At 65.8% G+C, this 17,972-nt stretch carries 19 protein-coding genes; 6 read left to right on the top strand and 13 right to left on the bottom strand.

Annotated elements, in window-relative coordinates:
- Positions 1–9 precede the first annotated feature (9 nt).
- From rplS to surE, 5 genes are all read right to left on the bottom strand, one after another.
- Positions 10–363, bottom strand: coding sequence for a 50S ribosomal protein L19 (rplS, locus tag Q368_RS0103510; protein ID WP_029457348.1), 354 nt, complete (start codon positions 361–363; stop codon positions 10–12).
- A gap of 82 nt (positions 364–445) precedes the next feature.
- Positions 446–1,723, bottom strand: a complete 1,278-nt coding sequence (gene trmD / locus Q368_RS0103505; RefSeq protein WP_029457347.1) for a tRNA (guanosine(37)-N1)-methyltransferase TrmD — start codon at positions 1,721–1,723, stop codon at positions 446–448.
- 69 nt (positions 1,724–1,792) lie between these two features.
- Positions 1,793–2,263, bottom strand: a complete 471-nt coding sequence (locus Q368_RS0103500) for a hypothetical protein (RefSeq protein ID WP_029457346.1) — start codon at positions 2,261–2,263, stop codon at positions 1,793–1,795.
- A gap of 93 nt (positions 2,264–2,356) precedes the next feature.
- Complete coding sequence (locus Q368_RS0103495; RefSeq protein WP_029457345.1) at positions 2,357–3,322, bottom strand: GGDEF domain-containing response regulator; 966 nt, start codon at positions 3,320–3,322, stop codon at positions 2,357–2,359.
- 173 nt (positions 3,323–3,495) lie between these two features.
- Complete coding sequence (gene surE, locus Q368_RS0103490; RefSeq protein WP_029457344.1) at positions 3,496–4,263, bottom strand: 5'/3'-nucleotidase SurE; 768 nt, start codon at positions 4,261–4,263, stop codon at positions 3,496–3,498.
- Positions 4,264–4,390: 127 nt separating this feature from the next.
- Between surE and Q368_RS0103485 the strand changes: the two genes are divergently transcribed.
- From Q368_RS0103485 to Q368_RS0103475, 3 genes are read left to right on the top strand one after another with little or no spacing between them, the layout of a single operon-like run.
- On the top strand, positions 4,391–5,419 hold the full coding sequence (locus tag Q368_RS0103485) for a 3'-5' exoribonuclease YhaM family protein (RefSeq protein WP_029457343.1): 1,029 nt from the start codon (positions 4,391–4,393) through the stop codon (positions 5,417–5,419).
- Positions 5,395–6,027 carry a dTMP kinase gene (tmk, locus tag Q368_RS0103480; RefSeq protein ID WP_029457342.1) on the top strand — a complete coding sequence of 211 codons (633 nt, stop codon included), beginning with the start codon at positions 5,395–5,397 and terminating at the stop codon, positions 6,025–6,027. The genes Q368_RS0103485 and tmk overlap by 25 nt, the downstream gene beginning before the upstream one ends.
- A gap of 18 nt (positions 6,028–6,045) precedes the next feature.
- Positions 6,046–6,783 (top strand): hypothetical protein, encoded by a 738-nt coding sequence (locus Q368_RS0103475; RefSeq protein ID WP_029457341.1) that lies wholly within the window; start codon positions 6,046–6,048, stop codon positions 6,781–6,783.
- Positions 6,784–6,876: 93 nt separating this feature from the next.
- Here the strand turns inward: Q368_RS0103475 and Q368_RS24380 are convergent, their stop codons facing one another.
- The 5 genes from Q368_RS24380 to Q368_RS0103450 all read right to left on the bottom strand — a co-directional run bounded on the left by Q368_RS24380 (position 6,877) and on the right by Q368_RS0103450 (position 9,752).
- Entirely contained in the window at positions 6,877–7,617 is a 741-nt protein-coding gene (locus Q368_RS24380; protein ID WP_084158664.1) for a polymorphic toxin type 44 domain-containing protein, read from the bottom strand.
- Positions 7,618–7,796: 179 nt separating this feature from the next.
- Positions 7,797–8,072, bottom strand: coding sequence for an HU family DNA-binding protein (locus Q368_RS0103465; protein ID WP_029457340.1), 276 nt, complete (start codon positions 8,070–8,072; stop codon positions 7,797–7,799).
- 120 nt (positions 8,073–8,192) lie between these two features.
- Positions 8,193–8,591, bottom strand: coding sequence for a Ros/MucR family transcriptional regulator (locus Q368_RS0103460; RefSeq protein ID WP_029457339.1), 399 nt, complete (start codon positions 8,589–8,591; stop codon positions 8,193–8,195).
- Between the two features lie 351 nt (positions 8,592–8,942).
- On the bottom strand, positions 8,943–9,311 hold the full coding sequence (locus tag Q368_RS0103455; RefSeq protein ID WP_029457338.1) for an Hsp20/alpha crystallin family protein: 369 nt from the start codon (positions 9,309–9,311) through the stop codon (positions 8,943–8,945).
- A 27-nt stretch (positions 9,312–9,338) separates the two neighbouring features.
- Positions 9,339–9,752: an Hsp20/alpha crystallin family protein gene (locus tag Q368_RS0103450; protein ID WP_029457337.1), complete on the bottom strand. Its 414-nt coding sequence runs from the start codon at positions 9,750–9,752 to the stop codon at positions 9,339–9,341.
- Between the two features lie 242 nt (positions 9,753–9,994).
- Between Q368_RS0103450 and htpG the strand changes: the two genes are divergently transcribed.
- The 3 genes from htpG to Q368_RS0103435 all read left to right on the top strand — a co-directional run bounded on the left by htpG (position 9,995) and on the right by Q368_RS0103435 (position 14,308).
- Positions 9,995–11,887, top strand: coding sequence for a molecular chaperone HtpG (gene htpG / locus Q368_RS0103445; RefSeq protein ID WP_029457336.1), 1,893 nt, complete (start codon positions 9,995–9,997; stop codon positions 11,885–11,887).
- A 487-nt stretch (positions 11,888–12,374) separates the two neighbouring features.
- Entirely contained in the window at positions 12,375–13,817 is a 1,443-nt protein-coding gene (gene alkA / locus Q368_RS0103440) for a DNA-3-methyladenine glycosylase 2 (RefSeq protein WP_029457335.1), read from the top strand.
- A complete protein-coding gene (locus tag Q368_RS0103435) occupies positions 13,814–14,308 on the top strand; it encodes a methylated-DNA--[protein]-cysteine S-methyltransferase (protein ID WP_029457334.1) in 495 nt (164 codons plus the stop codon). The genes alkA and Q368_RS0103435 overlap by 4 nt, the downstream gene beginning before the upstream one ends.
- 34 nt (positions 14,309–14,342) lie before the next feature.
- On the opposite strand, the gene Q368_RS0103430 is transcribed toward Q368_RS0103435, so the two are convergent.
- Genes Q368_RS0103430 through Q368_RS0103420 form a run of 3 tightly spaced genes read right to left on the bottom strand, consistent with a single transcriptional unit; the run spans position 14,343 to position 17,934 of the window.
- On the bottom strand, positions 14,343–15,059 hold the full coding sequence (locus Q368_RS0103430) for a glycosyltransferase family 2 protein (protein ID WP_029457333.1): 717 nt from the start codon (positions 15,057–15,059) through the stop codon (positions 14,343–14,345).
- 14 nt (positions 15,060–15,073) lie between these two features.
- Positions 15,074–16,246 carry a class II aldolase/adducin family protein gene (locus tag Q368_RS0103425; RefSeq protein WP_029457332.1) on the bottom strand — a complete coding sequence of 391 codons (1,173 nt, stop codon included), beginning with the start codon at positions 16,244–16,246 and terminating at the stop codon, positions 15,074–15,076.
- Positions 16,234–17,934, bottom strand: coding sequence for an aldehyde ferredoxin oxidoreductase C-terminal domain-containing protein (locus Q368_RS0103420; RefSeq protein ID WP_043784979.1), 1,701 nt, complete (start codon positions 17,932–17,934; stop codon positions 16,234–16,236). The genes Q368_RS0103425 and Q368_RS0103420 overlap by 13 nt, the downstream gene beginning before the upstream one ends.
- Positions 17,935–17,972 lie beyond the last annotated feature (38 nt).

The following is a 17,972-nucleotide window of genomic DNA, read 5'->3' as shown; positions in this document are numbered from 1 at the left end:
CGCCGGGGCCTAGGATTCCCAGGCGGTCTTGGTCTTGATGCGGGCGGCCTTGCCGCGGAGGCTGCGCAGGTAGTACAGCCGGCTGCGGCGCACCTTGCCCTGGGAAACCACTTCCACGCGCTCGATGAACGGCGAATGCATGGGGAACACGCGTTCCACGCCCACGCCGTCGGACACCTTGCGCACGGTGAAGGTGGAGTTCACCCCGCCCTTGCGCAACCGCAACACCGCGCCCTGGAACACCTGAATGCGCTCTTTCTCGCCCTCGATGATGCGCAGGTGCACCTTGACGGTGTCGCCGGGACGAAACGCCGGCATGTCCAGGCGCATCTGCTCCCCTTCAATCTGCTTGATCACGTTCATGACGCTTTCTCCTCAGGTAAGGCCGCCGGACGCCCCGCGTCCCCCCGGCCTTGGAATGTCGTTTCTTCGCCGCCGGCCGTTCCTAGAGAACGTCGCCGAGCAGCCTGTCGGTGAGGATGCCGGCCGCGGCCCGCACCGAGAGGTGGTTGTAATCCGAAAACGGCCGCAGCGGCGGCAAAATCCCGTCCGCCCTCGCAAGCACTTCGTCCGCCAGCCCATGCCCGGTCCCGAGGACCACCAGCGTGGGGCGCGCGGCGATAAGCTCCCGCGCCGCGGCAAAGGACAGGGTCGCCGGCCCCTTTGCGCTCGTGGCCACAAGCGCGGCCTCGCGCCCATGGTCGGCCGTGACCGCGGCCAGCGCCGCGTCGAGCCCTTCGTGCAAGCGCACGAGCGAAAGCGCCTCGGCGCGGTCGGGATTGGCGGCCAACCCCGGCCCTTCCCGCCAATGGGCCACGATGCGCGCGGCCAGGGCCAGCTGGTCCCGAAGCGGCGACACCACCTCGAACCCGCCGAGCCCGTAGGTACGGGAAACGCGCGCTATATCGTGAACGTCAAGGTTTGTCAAAGACACCGTGCCGACTTTCCCGTCCTTGAGCACCACCGGCCCGTGCACGAGCCCGAGGTGCATGTTGCGTCCGGCACGCGCCCGGGGCAGGCCGCGCACGAAGGCCGCATCCTCGCGGGAAAGGGCCACGGCGTCGAACAGGTCCGGCCGCCGGGCAAGCGTGGTCTCCAGGGAGCGCTGGCGCCGCCAGGCGGCGATGGCCGCGTGGTGGCCGGACAGCAGCTCCGGCGGCACGGGCAGGCCCTCGAAGACCTCTGGCCGGGTGTAATGCGGGTATTCGAGCAGGCCCGAGGCGAAGCTCTCCTCCTCGGCCGAGGCGTCCTTGCCCATGAATCCCGGCACCAGGCGCGAAACCGCCTCCATGAGGCAGGCGGCCGCGGATTCGCCGCCGGAGAGCACGAAATCGCCCACGGAAACCGGGGTGATGTCGAAGAGATCAAACATCCGGTCGTCGATGCCCTCGTAACGGCCGCACAGGAGCGTGAGCGCCTCCTCGCCGGCGAGTTCGGCCGCGAAGCGTTGCGAAAGCGGCCGGCCGGCCGGGGAGAGCATGAGCATGCGGCCCGGACGGGGCAGGCTGCGCAGGGCGGAAACGAGCGTCGGCAGGCCCATGACCATGCCCGGGCCGCCGCCGTAGGGGCGGTCGTCCACGGTGTGGTGCCTGTCCGTGGCGAAGTCGCGCGGGTTGATCCGGGTCACGGACACCACGCCGGCCTCGAGCGCCTTGGCCATGAGCCCGCAGGAGAGGAAGGAATCGAAAAATTCCGGGAAGATGGTCAGGACCGAAAACTGCACGAAAAAGGCCTCCGCCGCCGTGGCGCGCGCCCGGCGAACATAGCATGGGAAAATCGGCCCGCCGCGCCCTCAGCGCAGGTAGCCCGGCAAGGCGAGGTCGGCGCAGGGCATGGGCCTGGCCCTGGCCGCCAGGGCGGCGATAACGCCGATGTCCAGGTCGTATTCCTCGAAATAGCCGTCGGCGCTGAAGGCCTGCGCCTTGGCCGCGATGAAGTCCACGCTTCCCTGCGGCGTCACGGCGAGATCGACGAGGAGGAAGCTGCGCGCCGCGCGGGCCATGCCCGCCTCCGGCGGGGGACAGCCGGCCGCCGCGCGCGCGGGGTCGTATTCCGCGGCCAGACGCACCACGGTCTGGCCCTCGACGCCGGCGAACGCCTCCCAGGTGGCGCGCTTGACGCCCGGCGACAAGGCAACCAGCCGGCCGAAGGCCAGCCCGTTAACGCCCAAGGGCCGCCAGTTGCGCGCCGTGACCTCGGCGCGCGGCGCAAAACAGCCCGTCAGCGGCAAGGCCAGCAGCACAAGCAGCACCAGTCGATACATGCGCGCTCCGAGGATTGTCGTTGCCCCGCCCCTCCCTCGCGGAGAGGTCCGGGAGAGGCCCGCCTCGCCTGGCCGCCGGAGGCGTCTCCCCGCCTATGCCGGGGGCCGGACTTCGACGCGGTTGCGGCCGGCGCTTTTGGCTTGGTAGAGGGCGGCGTCCGAGGCGGCGAGCAGGGCTTCGGCCTCGATGTCCATGTTGGGCACCACGCCCGAGATGCCGATGCTCACGGTGACGACGTCGGCCACGTTGGAACTGGCGTGCTCGATGCCGGCCGCGCGCAGGTTGGCGCGGATGAGCCCGGCGATGGAAAGCGCCCCGGCCAGGTCCGTGCCCGGCAGCAGGGCGACGAATTCCTCCCCGCCGTAGCGGGCCACGAAATCGCCGGGCCGCTTGAGCGCGGCCTCGATGCATTCGGCCACCTGGCGCAGGCACATGTCGCCCTGCAAGTGTCCGTAGGTGTCGTTGTAGTCCTTGAAGCAGTCGATATCGATCATCAGCGCCGAAAGCGGCGTGCCCTCGCGGCGCGAGCGCAGCCATTCCTTGCGGAAGACGTCCTCGAAGCAGCGGCGGTTGGGCACACCCGTCAGCCCGTCCTGGTTGGAAAGCTGCTCGAACTTGCGGGTCAGCGCCTCGAGCTCCCGTTCCCGGGCCTTGCGCTGATCCATCTCTTCCTTGAGCTTGAGCGCCGAGCGGACCCGGGCGCGCAACTCCATGCTGTTGACCGGCTTGGCCAGAAAATCCATGGCCCCGGCCTCGAAGGCGCGCTCCAGGCTCGCGGCGTCGTCCTTGACCGTGACGATGATGACGGGGATGTCGCGGAGCCTTGGGTCCGCCTTGATCAGCCGCGTGGCGTCGATGCCGTCCATGTCCGGCATGACCACGTCCATAAGGACGAGATCCACGTCCGGCACCTCGTACTGGCGGCAACGGTCGTCGAGCAGCGACAGAGCCTCTCCGGCGGAGCCGGCGCTCAGGGGCTCGACGTACCCGGCCCCCTTGAGAATGGTGGACAACAGCAGACGCGAAGAGTCGGAGTCGTCCACGATCAGGATGTTCATACCGATCCTGGTGAGGCTCCCCTGGTCGCTGTCGGACGGCGTGTACGCAGCCTTCGCATCGCGCTCCCGTGTCCCGAAGCAGACATCCGGGACGATGCAATGCGGTCCGAGCCAGCCGGAGGCCCTATCCGTTACGGGTACGATCATGCCTTATCGCCGGAAAAAAGCAACCGTCAGCCCATGACGGGCGCGCCCAGACGGGCGGACAGGCGCTCCATGGTTTCACGGTCGGAGAAATCGAAACGCAGGGGAGTGAGCGTCACGTGCCCCGCCGTCAGCATGGCCCGGTCCGTCTCCGGGGAAAGCGCCTCGTGCGGAATCACGCCCGTAAGCCAGTAGTAGTTGCGGCCGCGCGGGTCCTGGCGGGTGACGTACCAGTCCTCGTACACGGCGGACGTGGGCGGGCAGAGCCGCAAGTCCTTGGCCTGGGACAGGGGCACGGCCGGAAAATTGAGGTTGAGCACGCAGCGCGGCGGCACGGCCTCCCAGGGGCGGGAGGCGATGAAGTCGGCCACGTAGCGGCCCTGCTCCGTGAGGTCCGTGGGCGCGTAGTCGTCCGCGGAGACGGCCACGGCCGGGTAGCCCATGAGCGCCCCTTCGGTTGCGGCCGAGACCGTGCCGGAATAGAGGATGTCCACGCCGACGTTGGCCCCGGCGTTGATGCCGGAGACCACCACGTCGGGCGGCGTTTCGCAGAGGGTGGTGAGCGCGAGCTTGACGCAGTCCGCCGGCGTGCCGGAAACGCCGAGGCCCTTGAAGCCGTTTTCCTGGAATTCCTTGACGCGAAGCGGCAGGGCGATGGTGATGGCGTGGCCCACGGCCGACTGTTCCGAAAGCGGGGCCGCCACGAGCACCTCGTGCCCGGCGGCGACGAGTCCCTTGTAGAGGTCGCGGATGCCCACGGCATGGATGCCGTCGTCGTTTGTCAACAGGATGCGCATGCACTCTCCCCGGGGAGTCCCCGCAGGTGGACTATGCCGGAGGTCAAGGGTTGTCAAGGCGGAGAGGATTGACATCCGCCGCGCCGCCGGGCACCCTCCTTTCTCCCAAAACCACGGTGACCGCCTCGTGACCGCAAAAACACAATACGTCAAAGACCTCGTCCCGGGCCAGCCCGCCGCCGACGTGTTCTGCCTGGGCGCGGCACGGTTGGCGCAGGCCAAAAACGGCCCCTTCTGGACGCTTTCCCTCGAAGACGCCACAGGGCAGATCGAGGCCAAGATCTGGAGCCCGGCCGCCAGCCACTACACGGACCTCGCCCCGGGCCAGTTCGTGTTCGTGGAGGGACAGGTCGGGGCCTACCGCGACCGGCCGCAGATCAACATCGACCGCTTGCGCGTGCTTTCCCCCGAGGAGTATACGCCCGACCTGTCGCAGTTCGTGCCGACGAGCGCCGAGCCGCCGGAGGCGCTCCTCGAGCAGCTCACCGAATTGTGCCGCGCCGAAATCTCCCATGCGCCCTGGCGCAAGTTCTGCGGCAAGGTGCTCTCCCACCCCGAATTCCGCGACCGCCTCGTCGAGGCCCCGGGCGCGAAGAACGTCCACCACGCCTACCGGGGCGGCCTGCTCGAGCACACGCTGTCCGTGGCCCGGCTCGTGCTCGCCATCTGCGGGCGCTATCCGCGCCTGGACCGCGACACCCTGGTCGCCGCGGCCGTGTGCCACGACCTCGGCAAGGCCTGGGAGCTTTCCGCCGGCCCGGCCCGGGACTACACCGACGCCGGCCGCCTGCTCGGGCATATCGTCATCACCATGGAGCTCGTGGAGCCCCTGCTCAAGAAGTCCGGCATCGACCCGGAGCTGGCCCTGCACTTCAAGCACATCCTGCTCGCGCACCACGGCGAATACGAATACGGCTCGCCGCGCCGGCCCAAGACCGCCGAAGCCTTCGTGCTGCACTTCGCGGACAACATCGACGCGAAGATCAACCAGATCGAAAACGCCTTCGAGTCCGACGAACCCGGCCAGTGGTCGCCCTTCGCCCGCACCCTCGACCGCTACCTCTACAATCCCCGGCGCGCGCCGCGCGAGGCGCCGGAGAAGTCGCCCAAGCCCAAGGAAAAGGACGCCCAATGTTTATTACCTTTGAAGGCGTAGAAGGCTCGGGCAAGACCACGCAGATCAAGCGCCTCACCGCGCGCCTGGAAGCGGCCGGACGGACGGTCGTGGTCACGCGCCAGCCCGGCGGCTGCGCTCTCGGGACCACCCTGCGCGCCATCCTGCTTTCGACCAAGACGCAAAACCTCGACAGCCGGGCCGAGCTGTTCCTCTACCTGGCCGACCGCGCCCAGCACGTGGCCGAGGTCATCCGCCCCGCGCAGGCGGCCGGGCACGTGGTCGTGTGCGACCGCTTCGCCGATTCCACCGTGGCCTATCAGGGCTACGGCCGGGGCCTCGACGTCGCGCTGCTCAACACCCTCAACGACGTCGCCGTGGCCGGCGCTTGGCCGCAGCACACCTTTCTGCTCGACATCGACCCCGAACAGGGCCTGCGCCGCGCCCTGGCGCGCAACATCGAAGCCGGCTGCGCCGTCAACGAGGGCCGCTTCGAAGCCGAAGCCCTCGACTTCCACCGCCTCGTGCGCCAGGGCTACCTCGCCCTGGCCAGCCAGCATCCCCGCCGCTTCAGCACCCTCGACGCCGCCAAAAGCCCCGACGCCGTGGCCGACGACATCTGGCGCGTCCTGCAACCGGAACTCGGCTGAGGCGCTCGCCGTAACGGCATGGCGCATCGGGCGGCAATGCGCTACGCTTGCGCCATGCCGCCCCTGCCGGATGCCGTCGCCAAGGCCGCACTGCGCAGCCGCCGCCGCTGGCTGGCCAAGCGCCGCTGCCTTCGGGCGCTCCGCACAACCATCGCTTTCATGGTGCTGATTACGCCGTTTCTCTATTTCGGCTCTATTCTATGCTGCCGCATGCCCTTCGGCATCGGCAGCTTGCTGCCGAACTGGATTCTTCTTTATGAATGCTGGATGTTCCTGCGCAATGCATATATTCTTGCGAGATATGTGTGGCGGACACCGCTCTGGGCTGCACTCCCCATCATCCTAAACCTCTATTTTGTCTTCTATTACCCACCTGGCTCGCCCGGCCGGATCAACGAGAAGTTCTACTTTGAGCTATTCAAACAAGAACGCATGCAGATCATCGAAATGATCGAGAATCAGACGCTCAAATCCGAAACTTGCATCCTACACTTACCGCAGCCTTATACCCACCTCGCCTTGCAAAATGGTCTCATTGCCTATATGATGAAAGGCAAAAAAGCGAGTGTTCTCTTTGCAATTGGGAGCAACTTCTTCACACAGGATTTCGCTCTTTGCTACGTCCCTGACAACAACCCTGCGCACTGGCTAAGACAAAGAAAAATCCACAGCACAGAAAAGATAGAAGACAACTGGTACATCATCACCCCTAAATTTGGATATATACGGGCGATCATGAATTGGCCTACAAAATAGCGCATAAAACCTACCTCTCCGCCCTACCCCCCATATCTATCCAAGATAGCAACTTTGTATATTCATTGTAAATTTTCATCATCGCCAGAACGATCATTCCGACAAGCCTTTCAAAATATCCCCAATTTTTCTCATCCCACGATAAAAACTTTCGCTTTCTTCTACGGCCATTATTTGCTTCATGGTTTTATATTCTTCAGGGGCCATCTGTTGTGGATGCGTCCATAAATAGACCTCTTTATAATAGCGAAACCCCTGACGGATCATCTCTTGATCTTTTTTCTGATCTCCATATGGTACATCCCTCATAAAATCTACACCATGTTCTAATACATAATTTCGCAACTCCTCCATCTTACCATCCCTATTAAGCCGTTCTGCATTTACAATAATCTGTATTAATCCGGCGCCGCGTAACGCAGCTGACTCAGAGAGGCCAAATGCAAGAGCAACAGCGCCATAGTTGAAATTTCCAAAATCCTCGTATATTATATTGCCACGTCCAGCTTTGTAATCCATTTCTCCACCAGGCGCGAGCCGTTCAATAAACCAACTAGGACTCCAGCTCATACGAGCTCTCTTAATATTCCAATCTATATCAGCGGATTGCGGGGAAATAGGCATGGGTATTGTTCCACTGTAACCAGGAAGCTCTTTGCTAACCTTATTCTTGGGGATATAGTTATTTATTTCATTACGTAGTTGCGCATTGTCAAATTCTTGAGCTTTGCTGTATAATGCATATACAAGAGAATTCTCCAATTCAATTTCAGCAGAAGTTATGACGGTTTCCAGGCGTAGACTTTCACTGAACTCGCGGGGATCGAAAGGCATGGCGTTTCTCCTTGCTGCGGTCGCATCCTGGGGACTGTCCCCGCAATCCTAGGAGTCCATGGATCAAAACGACTGTCAATCCTTCTTCACGGCGAAACAACGTGCCCGCTCCCGGTCGCCAAAAACAAAAAGGCCGCGGTCACCCGCGGCCTTTCGCTGTCCTGAGGACAGAAGGAAAACTACTTCACGGCGTCTTTGAGGGTCTTGCCCGGGGTGAAGCGGACGGCTTTGGAAGCCGGGATGTCGATGGCCTTGCCGGTGCGGGGATCGCGGCCGGTGCGTGCGGCCCGCTCGGACACCTTGAAGGTGCCGAAACCGGTCAGGGTCAGGGCCTCGCCCGCGGCCAGGGAGTCCTGGATGGCCTCCAAGACGGCGTCAAGGACCTTGCCCGCCTCGGCCTTGGTGGCGATGCCGGCGTTGGCCTGGATTTTGGCGATGATGTCTGTCTTAGCCATGTGCGTGCGATCTCCTTAATCGTAGGATTGCCGGCCATTCGGCAGTCAAGGGGACGGACGCGCGTCCATTCGGATCGCGCCCAGCCCCCTTGCGCCCCTGCTTTATCGAAAAAAGGCGGCTTAGGCCACTACTTTTCCCTTCTTCTCCCACAGGCGCATATTCTTCATTTTTTTGCGACGATCCCGCTGTAACGACTTGCACACAAGCGGCATGGACTTCTTGTAGCCGTGCTTGGCCTTGTACTCCTCGGGCGTCAGTCCGTGGGTGGCCAGATGCTTCTTGGTGATCACCTTGAACGACTTGCCGCACTCCAGGCAGGTGACGGACTTTTCCTTGACCGCCTTCTTGGGATCCATGTCCACGACCTGCTCGGTTTCGCCCTCATGGACGTCACCGCTGATGTCGCGGATGCCGGCGGCAAGGCGACGCACCATGGAGGTGATCTCCTCGTCGGTCATGGTGCGCACGGACGCCTGGGCCTTGACGATCTCCAAGGCGCATTTGACGTATTCTTCCATACCATCTCCTTCAAACGGCAAAGCCGATATTTGCAACGTCACTTCTGTGAGATGAAAGACGGCTACTGTCAACACCTAAAATGCAATTTTCTCTGCGCATCACCATTGCTGAAACCAATATCTCCTGCACCGGAAGTGCCGGAATGCCACTATTACTTTTTTGAAATAATAAAACAGACCAAATGACACCCTGAAAGCAGGGATTCCCGCTCCTCTCCACGACCATTTCCCGGGGATGTGCGCCACGGCGTGCGGTGCAGCAAAAGGAAAGGTCCCGGGGGAGCGTCGAATCACTCCCCCGGGACCGATGCAGGCAAAGCAGCCCGCAGTCTTCCAGAAGTGAATGCCGGCTCAGCCGGCCTGAATCTCGATTTTGCGGGGCTGCACCTTTTCGTGGCGAGGCAGGTACAGTTCCAGTACACCGTCCTTGAGCGTGGCCTTGATGCGGTCCTTGTCCACGATGTGCGAGATCGTGAAGCTGCGGAAATACTCGCCGCCCCCGAACTCAACATGCCCGAGCTTGCGGCCCTCGGGCAGGGGATACTCGGCCTTGCCGGAAACCTTGAGTTCGTCCTCGTTGAGGTCGATGACCAAGGCTTCCTTGCTCACGCCCGGCATATCGACAAAAATATAAAACCCGTCTTCCTTTTCAATGATATCCGTGGCCGGCTTGACCCGGGGCAGCCGGCGTTCCTCGTTCTTGACCGCGTTGTCCGTCATGACGATCCTCCCTGGGCTGGCGTGCGGTTATACCGCCTCGATGCTGATCTTCTTCGGCTTGCTTTCGTCGGACTTGGGCAACACGACGTCGAGCACGCCGTCGCGCATGGAGGCCGAAACCTTGTCCCTGGCCACGGCGGCCTGGATATTGACCACCCGCTGGAAAAAGCCCGTCGGCCGTTCCTGGCGATAATACTTTCCTTTCGCGGCCTTGCGTTCGCCTTTGATGACCAGGCTCGAGTCCGTAAGCGTCAGGTCAAGGTCAGCAATTTCCATGCCCGGTATCTCGCAGCTCACGTAAATATTCTCGTCGTCCTCGCCGATGTTGAGCGGCGGATACGCCATGCTGCGCTGACTGATGGCCATGGACGGCCACAAGGACTCGAACAGCCGGTCCATCGGCGTGCTCGAGCCGTAGAATGGACTCAAATCAATGACCATATCTGCACCTCCGGGAAAGGTTGTTCTTCACAGCCGAAAATAAACAACCCCCGGGACCTGTCAATGGGGTTTTCCCATTTTTTCACGTGCCCCCGGCACCTTGACAACCCGCTCTCCCTGCTTATCTTTTCGCCAATCATTTGCCGGGGCGCGTCCCCCGAAAGGCCCGACCCGCACGCGCGGGCGCGAGCCTTTTTTTGGGCCGGACGCTTTGCCCGAATCCACGGAAAAAGGAGACGCCCATGTCCGCAACCCAGGGAGAAACCCACGAGTTTCGCGCCGAAATTCGCAAGCTCCTGGATATCATCACCCATTCCATCTACACCAACAGGGAAATCTTTCTGCGCGAGTTGGTGTCCAACGCCTCCGACGCCCTGGACAAACTGCGCTTCGAAACCAGCCGGGGCACCGCCATCGCCAACCCCGACACGCCGCTTGAAATCCGCATCACCACCGACAAGGACGCCGGCAAGCTCGTCATCGCCGACACCGGCTGCGGCATGACCCGCGAAGAACTCGTGGACAACCTCGGCACCATCGCCAAATCCGGCACCGAGGCCTTCATGAAGTCCGTGGCCGACAACAAGGACGCCGCCTCGAACCTCATCGGCCGCTTCGGCGTCGGCTTCTACTCCGTGTTCATGGTCGCGGGAAGCGTTACCGTCACCTCCCGCTCCTACCGCGAAGACGCCGCCCCGGCCCGCTGGATCTCCGACGGCGCAGGCAGCTTCGCCGTGGAGGAAGCCCCCGCGGACACCCCGCGCGGTACCACCATCGCCATCGAACTCAACGACGAGAACAAGGAGTACGCCGACCCGCAGCGCGTCAAGGACGTCCTGCGCAAGCACTCCAACTTCATCTCCTTCCCCATCCTCGTCGACGGCGAAAAGACCAACACCATCCCCGCCCTGTGGCGCGAATCCAAATTCTCCGTCACCCCGGAACAATACAAGGAATTCTACCAGTTCCTCACCTACGACAACGAAGAGCCCCTGGCCACGATCCACGTCAGCGTGGACGCGCCCGTGCAGTTCACCGCCCTGCTCTTCATCCCGTCCAAGGGTCTCGGCCCCATGGCCTTCCGCGAAGCCCTGCACCACGGCCTCGACCTCTACGTGCGCCGGGTCATGATCTCCAAGGAAGTCAAGGAGCTCATCCCCGAATACCTGGGCTTCGTGCGCGGCGTGGTGGATACCGAAGACCTGCCGCTCAACATCTCCCGCGAAACGCTCCAGGAAAACCTGGTGCTGCGCAAAATCCAGACCGTCATCGTCAAACAGATCCTCGACAAACTCAAAAACCTGGCCAAGGAAAACCCCGAAAAATACGCCGCGTTCTTCAAGGAACACGGACAGGCCCTCAAACTCGGCTACGGCGACTTCGCCAACCGCGAAGCCTTCGCCGACCTCATGCGCTTCGACTCCTCGGCCATCGCCCCGGACGCCGACTTCACCTCGCTTGACGCCTACGTCGAACGCGCCAAGGAAGGCCAGAAGTCCATCTACTACCTCTCCGGCCCCTCCCGCGCCGCCCTGGACCTGAACCCGCACCTGGAAATCTTCCGGGCCAAAGGCCTCGAAGTGCTCTACCTCTACGAGCCCGTGGACGAGTTCATCATGGACACCATCGGCACCTACAAGGAACTCAAGCTCAAATCCGCCGAACTGGCCGACCACGCCGAACTCGACGCCTTCGAAGGCGAAGCACCCAAAACCGAAACGCCCGAACTCACCCAGGAAGAGGAAGGCTCGTTCGACGGGTTCCTCAAGAAAATCAAGGAACTCCTCGGCGACCACATCACCGAGGTGCGCCTGTCCACACGCCTGACACAAAGCCCGTCCTGCCTCGTCTCCCCCGACGACCACATGACCTCGAGCATGCAGAAAATCATGCGTCTGGTCAGCAAGGACACCTCCATCCCCAAGAAAACCCTGGAGATCAACCGCGACCACGCGCTGATCCGCAACCTGCTCTCCATCTACCGCCGCGACGCCGAGGACCCGTTCCTCTCCAAAGCCGTGGAACAACTCTACGACTCCGCCCTGCTCCTCGACGGCTACCTCTCTGACCCGCACCAGATGGTCGCCCGTATCAACGACCTGCTCGCCGACGCCAGCGCGTTGCACGCGAAATAAGTGGGAGAGATGAGGGAGAAAGACAGGAAGATGCCTCCGGCGGCCGGGGGGGATCATCCCCCCCGGACCCCCTGAGCGGGGGAGCGGGAAGCGGGTGGGAGGATGGTCGGCGGGCGGTGCGTCGACCATGTGGTCGGGGAAGCGCCGCATTTGGAGAAGCTAACTTCCTTTTCGCCCTGAAAGGGCGACGGCTTGGGGCCGGAATTTTCCCTGCCGAGCCTGCCGCGAAAGCGGCGGCAGCGGCAGGGAAAATTCCGGCCCCATCTTCGTACCGCCAACGCCAAGCCTCGCGGTGCCCGCAGCCTCCTCCGCGCCACGACGCCGGACGGGGGGACCGGGGGGAGTGACTCCCCCCGGCGGGGTCCGGGGCAGAGCCCCGGCAGGGTCCGGGACAGCGTCCCGGCCGCCGGAGGCGTTCGCGTAACGGAGCTGCTGCCATGGCCGAAAACGGCTAGCGCGCTTGGCAAGGCGGAGGTATTTTCCTTCCATGTTGTTGCATCCGGACGAGTGCTACAGGGCGTGGGCGGCCAGGGACGCGCGGTTCGACGGCCGTTTTTATACCGGCGTGACTTCGACGGGGGTGTATTGCCGGCCGATCTGTACGGCCAGGTTGGCGAAGCGCGAGCATTGCCGATTTTTCCCAAGCGCGGCGGCGGCCGAGGCGGCGGGTTTCCGGCCGTGCCTGATTTGCCGTCCCGAGCGTGCGCCGGGGCAGTCGCCGGCCGAGGCGGGGACGCGTCTGGCGGATGCGGCGGCGGTGCTTATTGCCGAGGGCGCGTTGGAAGACGGCGGCCTGGAGGCGCTTGGCGACCGGCTTGGGGTGAGCGCGCGGCATTTGCGCCGGATGTTTCGGGCACGCTTCGGCGTGACGCCCGTGGCGTATGCGCAGACGCGGCGGCTGCTTCTGGCCAAGGCTCTGCTGACGGACACGGCCATGTCCGTGACGGACGTGGCGTATGCCAGCGGGTTTGCCAGCCTGCGGCGTTTCAACGCGCTTTTTGCAGGCCGCTACCGGCTTACCCCTTCGGCGCTGCGGCGGGATGGCGCGCACACGGCGGCGGATGCGGCGGAGTTGGAACTCGGGTTTCGTCCGCCCTACGATTGGGAGGGATTGCTCGGCTTTCTCGGGGCGCGGGCCGTGCCCGGCGTCGAGGATGTCGCGGATGGTGCGTATCGCCGCACGTTGCGGTTGCGGCGCAAGGGCGTGGCGCATGCCGGCTGGTTTGCCGCGACCCGGGCGGCGGAGAAAAACGCGCTTCGTGTGTCTGTTTCCGCCGGGTTGCTGCCGGTCTTGCCGGCGGTGCTGTCCCGGGTGTCGCAGTTGTTCGACCTGGGTTGCGACCCCGGAGCCGTGGCACGCGGGCTTGGCGCTCTGGCGGCCGGGCACGAGGGCGTGCGCCTGCCCGGGACGGCGGACGGCTTCGAAACGGCGGTGCGCGCGATATTGGGCCAGCAGATCACGGTCGCGGCCGCGCGCACCCTGGCCGGGCGTTTCGTGGCGGCGTTCGGCGATCCCGTGGCGACGCCGCACGGCGCGCTGACGACCGTTTTCCCCGATGCCGGCCGCGTGGCCGCGCTCACGACGGACGCCATCGCGTCGCTTGGGATCATTGCCTCGCGGGCCGGCGCGATCCTCGCACTGGCCCGGGCCGTGCGCGACGGCGGGCTGAAGCTTGCGCGAACGGCCGACCTTGCGGCGAGTTGCGAGGCCCTGCGAGCGCTGCCCGGCGTCGGCGAATGGACGACGCAATACATCGCCATGCGCGCGCTCGGCTGGCCGGACGCGTTCCCCCACACGGACGGAGGCGTGAAAAAGGCGCTCGGGGAGTCCGATCCGCGCCGCATCCTGGCCCGAGGTGAAGCCTGGCGGCCCTGGCGGGCCTATGCGGTCGTGCACCTGTGGCGCACACTCCACGGAGAAAAAAAATGATGACGACGTGTTCCTACGACAGCGCCTTCGGCCCGATGCTTCTTGCCGCCAAGGACGGCGCGCTGCTCGGGGCCTGGTTCCTCGGCCAGAAGCATTTTCCCGAAGCGCTTGCAGCAAATGGCGACGCGCCGCCGGACGGGGTGCTCGCCCGGGCGGCGCGCGAATGCGACGCCTATGCGGCCGGGCAGCGACGGACGTTCGACGTTCCCCTCGCGCCCCGGGGGACGCCCTGGCAACGCGCGGTCTGGGATGCGCTGCGGGCGATTCCTTACGGCCAGACGCTTTCCTACGGGGAACTCGCCGCGCGGCTGGGGCGGCCCGGCAGCGCCCGGGCCGTGGGCGCGGCCGTGGGGCGGAACCCCCTTTCCATCTTCATCCCCTGCCACAGGGTCGTCGGCGCGAAGGGCGACCTGACCGGCTATGCCGGGGGGCTCGATCGCAAGCGCGCCCTGCTCGCCCTGGAAAAGGCCCTGCCGGGACGCGCCGCCTGAGACGGCGTTGCGGCCGGGCGCTAAGGACGCAACGCTAGCCCCGGTGAAAAATGCCGAAGCGGGCGATCCACCAGAAGGCGGCCAGGCCGTCGCGCCAGCCGATCTTTTTGCCTTCCTCGTAGGTGCGGCCGTAATAGGATACGGGCACCTCGTAGATGCGCGCCCGCAGCCGGGCCACCTTGGCCGTCAGCTCAGGCTCCACGCCGAAGCGGTCACTCTGGATGCGGATTTTTTGCAAGATCTCCCGGCGAAAGACCTTGTAGCAGACTTCCATGTCCGAGAGATTGATGTCGTTGAGCATATTGGACAGCAGCGTCAGGCACTTGTTGGCCACGGAGTGCCAGAAATAAAGCACCCGGTGCGGCCCGCCCAGGAAACGCGAGCCGAAGACCACATCGGCCTTGCCCGCCAGGATGGGCGCGAGCAGGACCGGGTAGTCGTCGGGATCATATTCCAGGTCCGCGTCCTGGATGAGCACCACATCGCCCTGCGCGGCGTCGAACCCCGTGCGCAACGCCGCGCCCTTGCCCTGATTTTTTTCGTGCAGCAGCACGCGGATGCGGTCCGTGCCGGCAAGGCCCTCGAGGTAGGCGCGGCTGCCGTCGGTGGAGGCGTCGTCCACCAGCACCACTTCCCAGGTTTCCGGCCGGGCCAGCACCTTGGAAAGCACCAGCGGCAGGGTCTGCATTTCGTTGTAGACGGGAATGACGACGCTGACGCGAAGCGGCGTATCGGAAAACGTCACATGCATGCGGGAACTCCGTATCAGGCTGGGGGAAGGCCGAGCGCCTGGAAATAGCGAGCACGGCACAGCGTTTCCACGGCGCACAGGTCGCCGAGGGCCTCGTTGTAGTCGTCGCGCCCCATGGTGAAGACACCGTGCCCGAGCACGACCACACCGCGCCGGCCGACAAGGGCCGGCGGCATGGTGTGGACCAGGCCGCGCGGGCCGCAGCCCACCTCGCCAGGCACGATGGGAATGTCGTCCACGAAGCGCGCCCGGTCGCAGTCCACATGGCAGGTTTCGCGCCGCGGGCAGTCGCGCCGCGCCGCGCAGTCCATGGAGAGGATGACCGCGAACTTGGGATGGCCGTGCAGGATGGCCCGGCGCGGGTCGCGGGAGACGAGGGCGGCATGGGCCGAAAGCTCGCTCGAGGCGGTGAGCCCCGCGCAGGACGACCCGTCCAGGGGACAGCAGTCGATGGCCCCTTCCAGGGCGTCCAGGGCGCTGCCGGTCTGGCTGATGGCGAGCACGCCGTCCAGGTTGTAGGAGATGTTGCCGAAGACGGAATCGACGAGCCCCAGGGCGACGGTGGCGCGGCCGGCCTCGGCCATGGCGGCAAGGGCCGCGTCGCGGTCGGCGAACGGCCCCCGGGCCAGGGGCGGCACGGCCCGCGGCGCTGGCGGCAGGGCACGCACGGCCGCTGCGAAGGCCTCCCGGCCTGCGGCTTCCAGGGTGCCGTCGCGGTGGGCGGACAGGTGGTCGGAAAAGAATTTGACGAAGCCGGCAAAGGCGACCGACGAAACCGTGATGAAGGCCTGCTCCGGGGAAAGCGCGCCGTGGGCCAGGATGCCGCAGCCGGGCAGGTAGGCCCCCTTGCGCCGCGACAGGGCGGCGGCGGCAAGCTCCGGCAAGGGCTGCGCCACGACCGGGATGTCGTGGAAAAACGTGCGCGTCTCGCAGTCCCGGGGCTGTATCGCCGGGGCCTCGCGCTTGGCGAGGTATTCGAGGATGGTGCGGTAGGGCTCGGCCGGAGGCGCGAGCATGAGGCAGGCCACGTCCAGCAGACGCGCCGTCTCGGCCAGAAAATCATTCAACGGGAAATCCTGCCGGGAAAAGCTCGCGGCTTCGTCCACGCAGACGATGGCGGCCTCGCCGGGCGCGCAAAGCCCCGCCCGGGCCAGGCGTTCGGCGAAACGCACGGTCAGGGCGTCCATGCCGCCTCCCGTGGGGCCACGATCTCCCCTTCGCCGCGCAGTCGGCGGTACTTGTCCCGGGCCGCGAGAAAGGCCGCGCGGGGCAGCGGCGGTACGACGATGCCTTCGCCGGCCGTGCCCGGAGCGCTGAAAAACCATACCGGCAGGTCGTCGGCTTCCGGGCCGGGGCCCTGGCGCAGGTTCTGCGCGCGCTCGCGGCAAACGACCCGCGCGCCAAGGGCGGCAAGGTCGCCGGCCGCAACCGGCGCGCCCGAGGCGGCGGAAAGCGCCAGCGCCCATTCCTCGAGCGTCACGGCCAGGGACAGGAAGGCGCAGCCGCCAAGGCTCTGGGCGGCTGCCAGGGCGTTTTCACCCAGCACCACGGCCCGGGCCTTGCCCTCGAAGGTGAAACGGTCCGTGGCCACGGGTTTTCTGAGCAGTTCGTGGGCCAGGCAACCGCCCCGCCAGGGGTCGGGGCCGCCGGTCCCCACGGCGAGCGAGAGCGCGAGGCCATACGCGCCGCGCGGATCGAAGGCGGGCAGGGGCACGCCCTTGACGGCAAGGGCAAGCGCGGCTTCGATCTCCCCCCCCGGCGCGCCGCCTGCGGCCAGGGCGGCAAGGCCTTCGCGCACGAACCCGGCATCGGGCGTTTTCCCCCGCGCCGTGGCCCAGGCGGCCAGGGACGCGGCCGCGCCGGCAGGGTCGAGGCCCTGCTCCAGGCAGTACTGCCGCGCGGAAACGGCGAGATCCGCATCGGTCAACCCCAGCAGGGCCGTAAAATGGGAAAGCGCGTCCACGTCCGGCAGCAGCCGGCCGGAGGCGTCCAGGCGACGGCAGGGCACGGGACAGCCCGGGCAGGCGACGCCCCGCGCGGCGAAGCGTTTGCCCAGGGCCGGAGCGTTGACCGGGGCGGTTTGCGGAAAATACGTGGCCCGGAAATCGTCCGTGGGCTGCATGCGCCGGCCGTGGGTCAGATCGACCAGGGCGGCCGTGCCGTGGTGGGCAAAGCCGCACGGGCCGGCCAGGGCGGGAGACGCGGCGATGAGGCGCTCCATGGCCGCACGCGCGCGGTCCAGGCCTTCGGGATCGGCAGCGGCGACGCGCCCCGTGCCGGAGACGGCCACATAGACGAGATTTTTGGCGGCAAGGGCCAGCCCCGCGCCGGTCGGGCCGGCGTCGTGCCAGCGATCGACGACGGCGGTGGCAAGGCGCGCGCCGGCCTGTGCCGCCGGTCCGGTCACGAGGGCGGCGTCGCAAGGATCCAGGGCGTCGAAGCGAGCCGGCGTCGCCAGCCCGGCAAGGTCGCCGGCCGGAACGAGGCGGGCGTCGCCGTTCGCGACGGCAAGGCCCACGGGCCGCGTCGCACGGCCGGTGACGACCACGGCCGCGATGCCGGCCCGGGCCAGGGCATGGCCCAGGCCGCCGCCGAGGCAGGCCGTGGCAACGCCGCCCGTGCGCGGGGAAAAAAAGGTGAGGGACACGTGGCCGCACCCGGGCAGGTCGCAGCCGGCAAGGGCTCCGGCAGCCAGGCACAGCGGCGCGTCCGCATCGTCCCAGGCGACGCGCCGGGGGCTGTCCGTATCGCAAAGCGCCGTGGACAGCGCCCGGCCGCCCTCCCCGCGCGAAAGACGCGGCGATGCGGCGACGCGGCGCATGCCGGCCGTGGCCAGATCGACGTGCAGGATGGCGGGGGCGACGGATTGCGGCATGACGTTCCTTGCTGCGCCGGGGCGCGTTGCGGAAGTAC

It is taken from the genome of Solidesulfovibrio alcoholivorans DSM 5433, from assembly GCF_000702665.1.
GTDB classification, from domain to species: Bacteria; Desulfobacterota; Desulfovibrionia; order Desulfovibrionales; family Desulfovibrionaceae; genus Solidesulfovibrio; species Solidesulfovibrio alcoholivorans.
Note: the sequence above shows the minus strand (reverse complement) of the source record. Positions and strands in the feature narration are given on the sequence as shown.

Bases quoted from the DNA above. Each gene is read 5' to 3' on its own strand.
- Q368_RS0103495 (WP_029457345.1), bottom strand. From the start codon at position 3,322: ATGAACATCCTGATCGTGGACGACTCCGACTCTTCGCGTCTGCTGTTG.
- Q368_RS0103450 (WP_029457337.1), bottom strand. From the start codon at position 9,752: ATGGTCATTGATTTGAGTCCATTCTACGGCTCGAGCACGCCGATGGAC.
- Q368_RS0103465 (WP_029457340.1), bottom strand. From the start codon at position 8,072: ATGGCTAAGACAGACATCATCGCCAAAATCCAGGCCAACGCCGGCATC.
- Q368_RS0103460 (WP_029457339.1), bottom strand. From the start codon at position 8,591: ATGGAAGAATACGTCAAATGCGCCTTGGAGATCGTCAAGGCCCAGGCG.
- Q368_RS0103420 (WP_043784979.1), bottom strand. From the start codon at position 17,934: ATGCCGCAATCCGTCGCCCCCGCCATCCTGCACGTCGATCTGGCCACG.
- htpG (WP_029457336.1), top strand. From the start codon at position 9,995: ATGTCCGCAACCCAGGGAGAAACCCACGAGTTTCGCGCCGAAATTCGC.
- rplS (WP_029457348.1), bottom strand. From the start codon at position 363: ATGAACGTGATCAAGCAGATTGAAGGGGAGCAGATGCGCCTGGACATG.
- surE (WP_029457344.1), bottom strand. From the start codon at position 4,263: ATGCGCATCCTGTTGACAAACGACGACGGCATCCATGCCGTGGGCATC.
- Q368_RS0103425 (WP_029457332.1), bottom strand. From the start codon at position 16,246: ATGGACGCCCTGACCGTGCGTTTCGCCGAACGCCTGGCCCGGGCGGGG.
- Q368_RS0103475 (WP_029457341.1), top strand. From the start codon at position 6,046: ATGGCGCATCGGGCGGCAATGCGCTACGCTTGCGCCATGCCGCCCCTG.
- Q368_RS0103455 (WP_029457338.1), bottom strand. From the start codon at position 9,311: ATGACGGACAACGCGGTCAAGAACGAGGAACGCCGGCTGCCCCGGGTC.
- Q368_RS0103435 (WP_029457334.1), top strand. From the start codon at position 13,814: ATGATGACGACGTGTTCCTACGACAGCGCCTTCGGCCCGATGCTTCTT.
- Q368_RS0103500 (WP_029457346.1), bottom strand. From the start codon at position 2,263: ATGTATCGACTGGTGCTGCTTGTGCTGCTGGCCTTGCCGCTGACGGGC.
- tmk (WP_029457342.1), top strand. From the start codon at position 5,395: ATGTTTATTACCTTTGAAGGCGTAGAAGGCTCGGGCAAGACCACGCAG.
- alkA (WP_029457335.1), top strand. From the start codon at position 12,375: ATGTTGTTGCATCCGGACGAGTGCTACAGGGCGTGGGCGGCCAGGGAC.
- Q368_RS24380 (WP_084158664.1), bottom strand. From the start codon at position 7,617: ATGCCTTTCGATCCCCGCGAGTTCAGTGAAAGTCTACGCCTGGAAACC.
- Q368_RS0103430 (WP_029457333.1), bottom strand. From the start codon at position 15,059: ATGCATGTGACGTTTTCCGATACGCCGCTTCGCGTCAGCGTCGTCATT.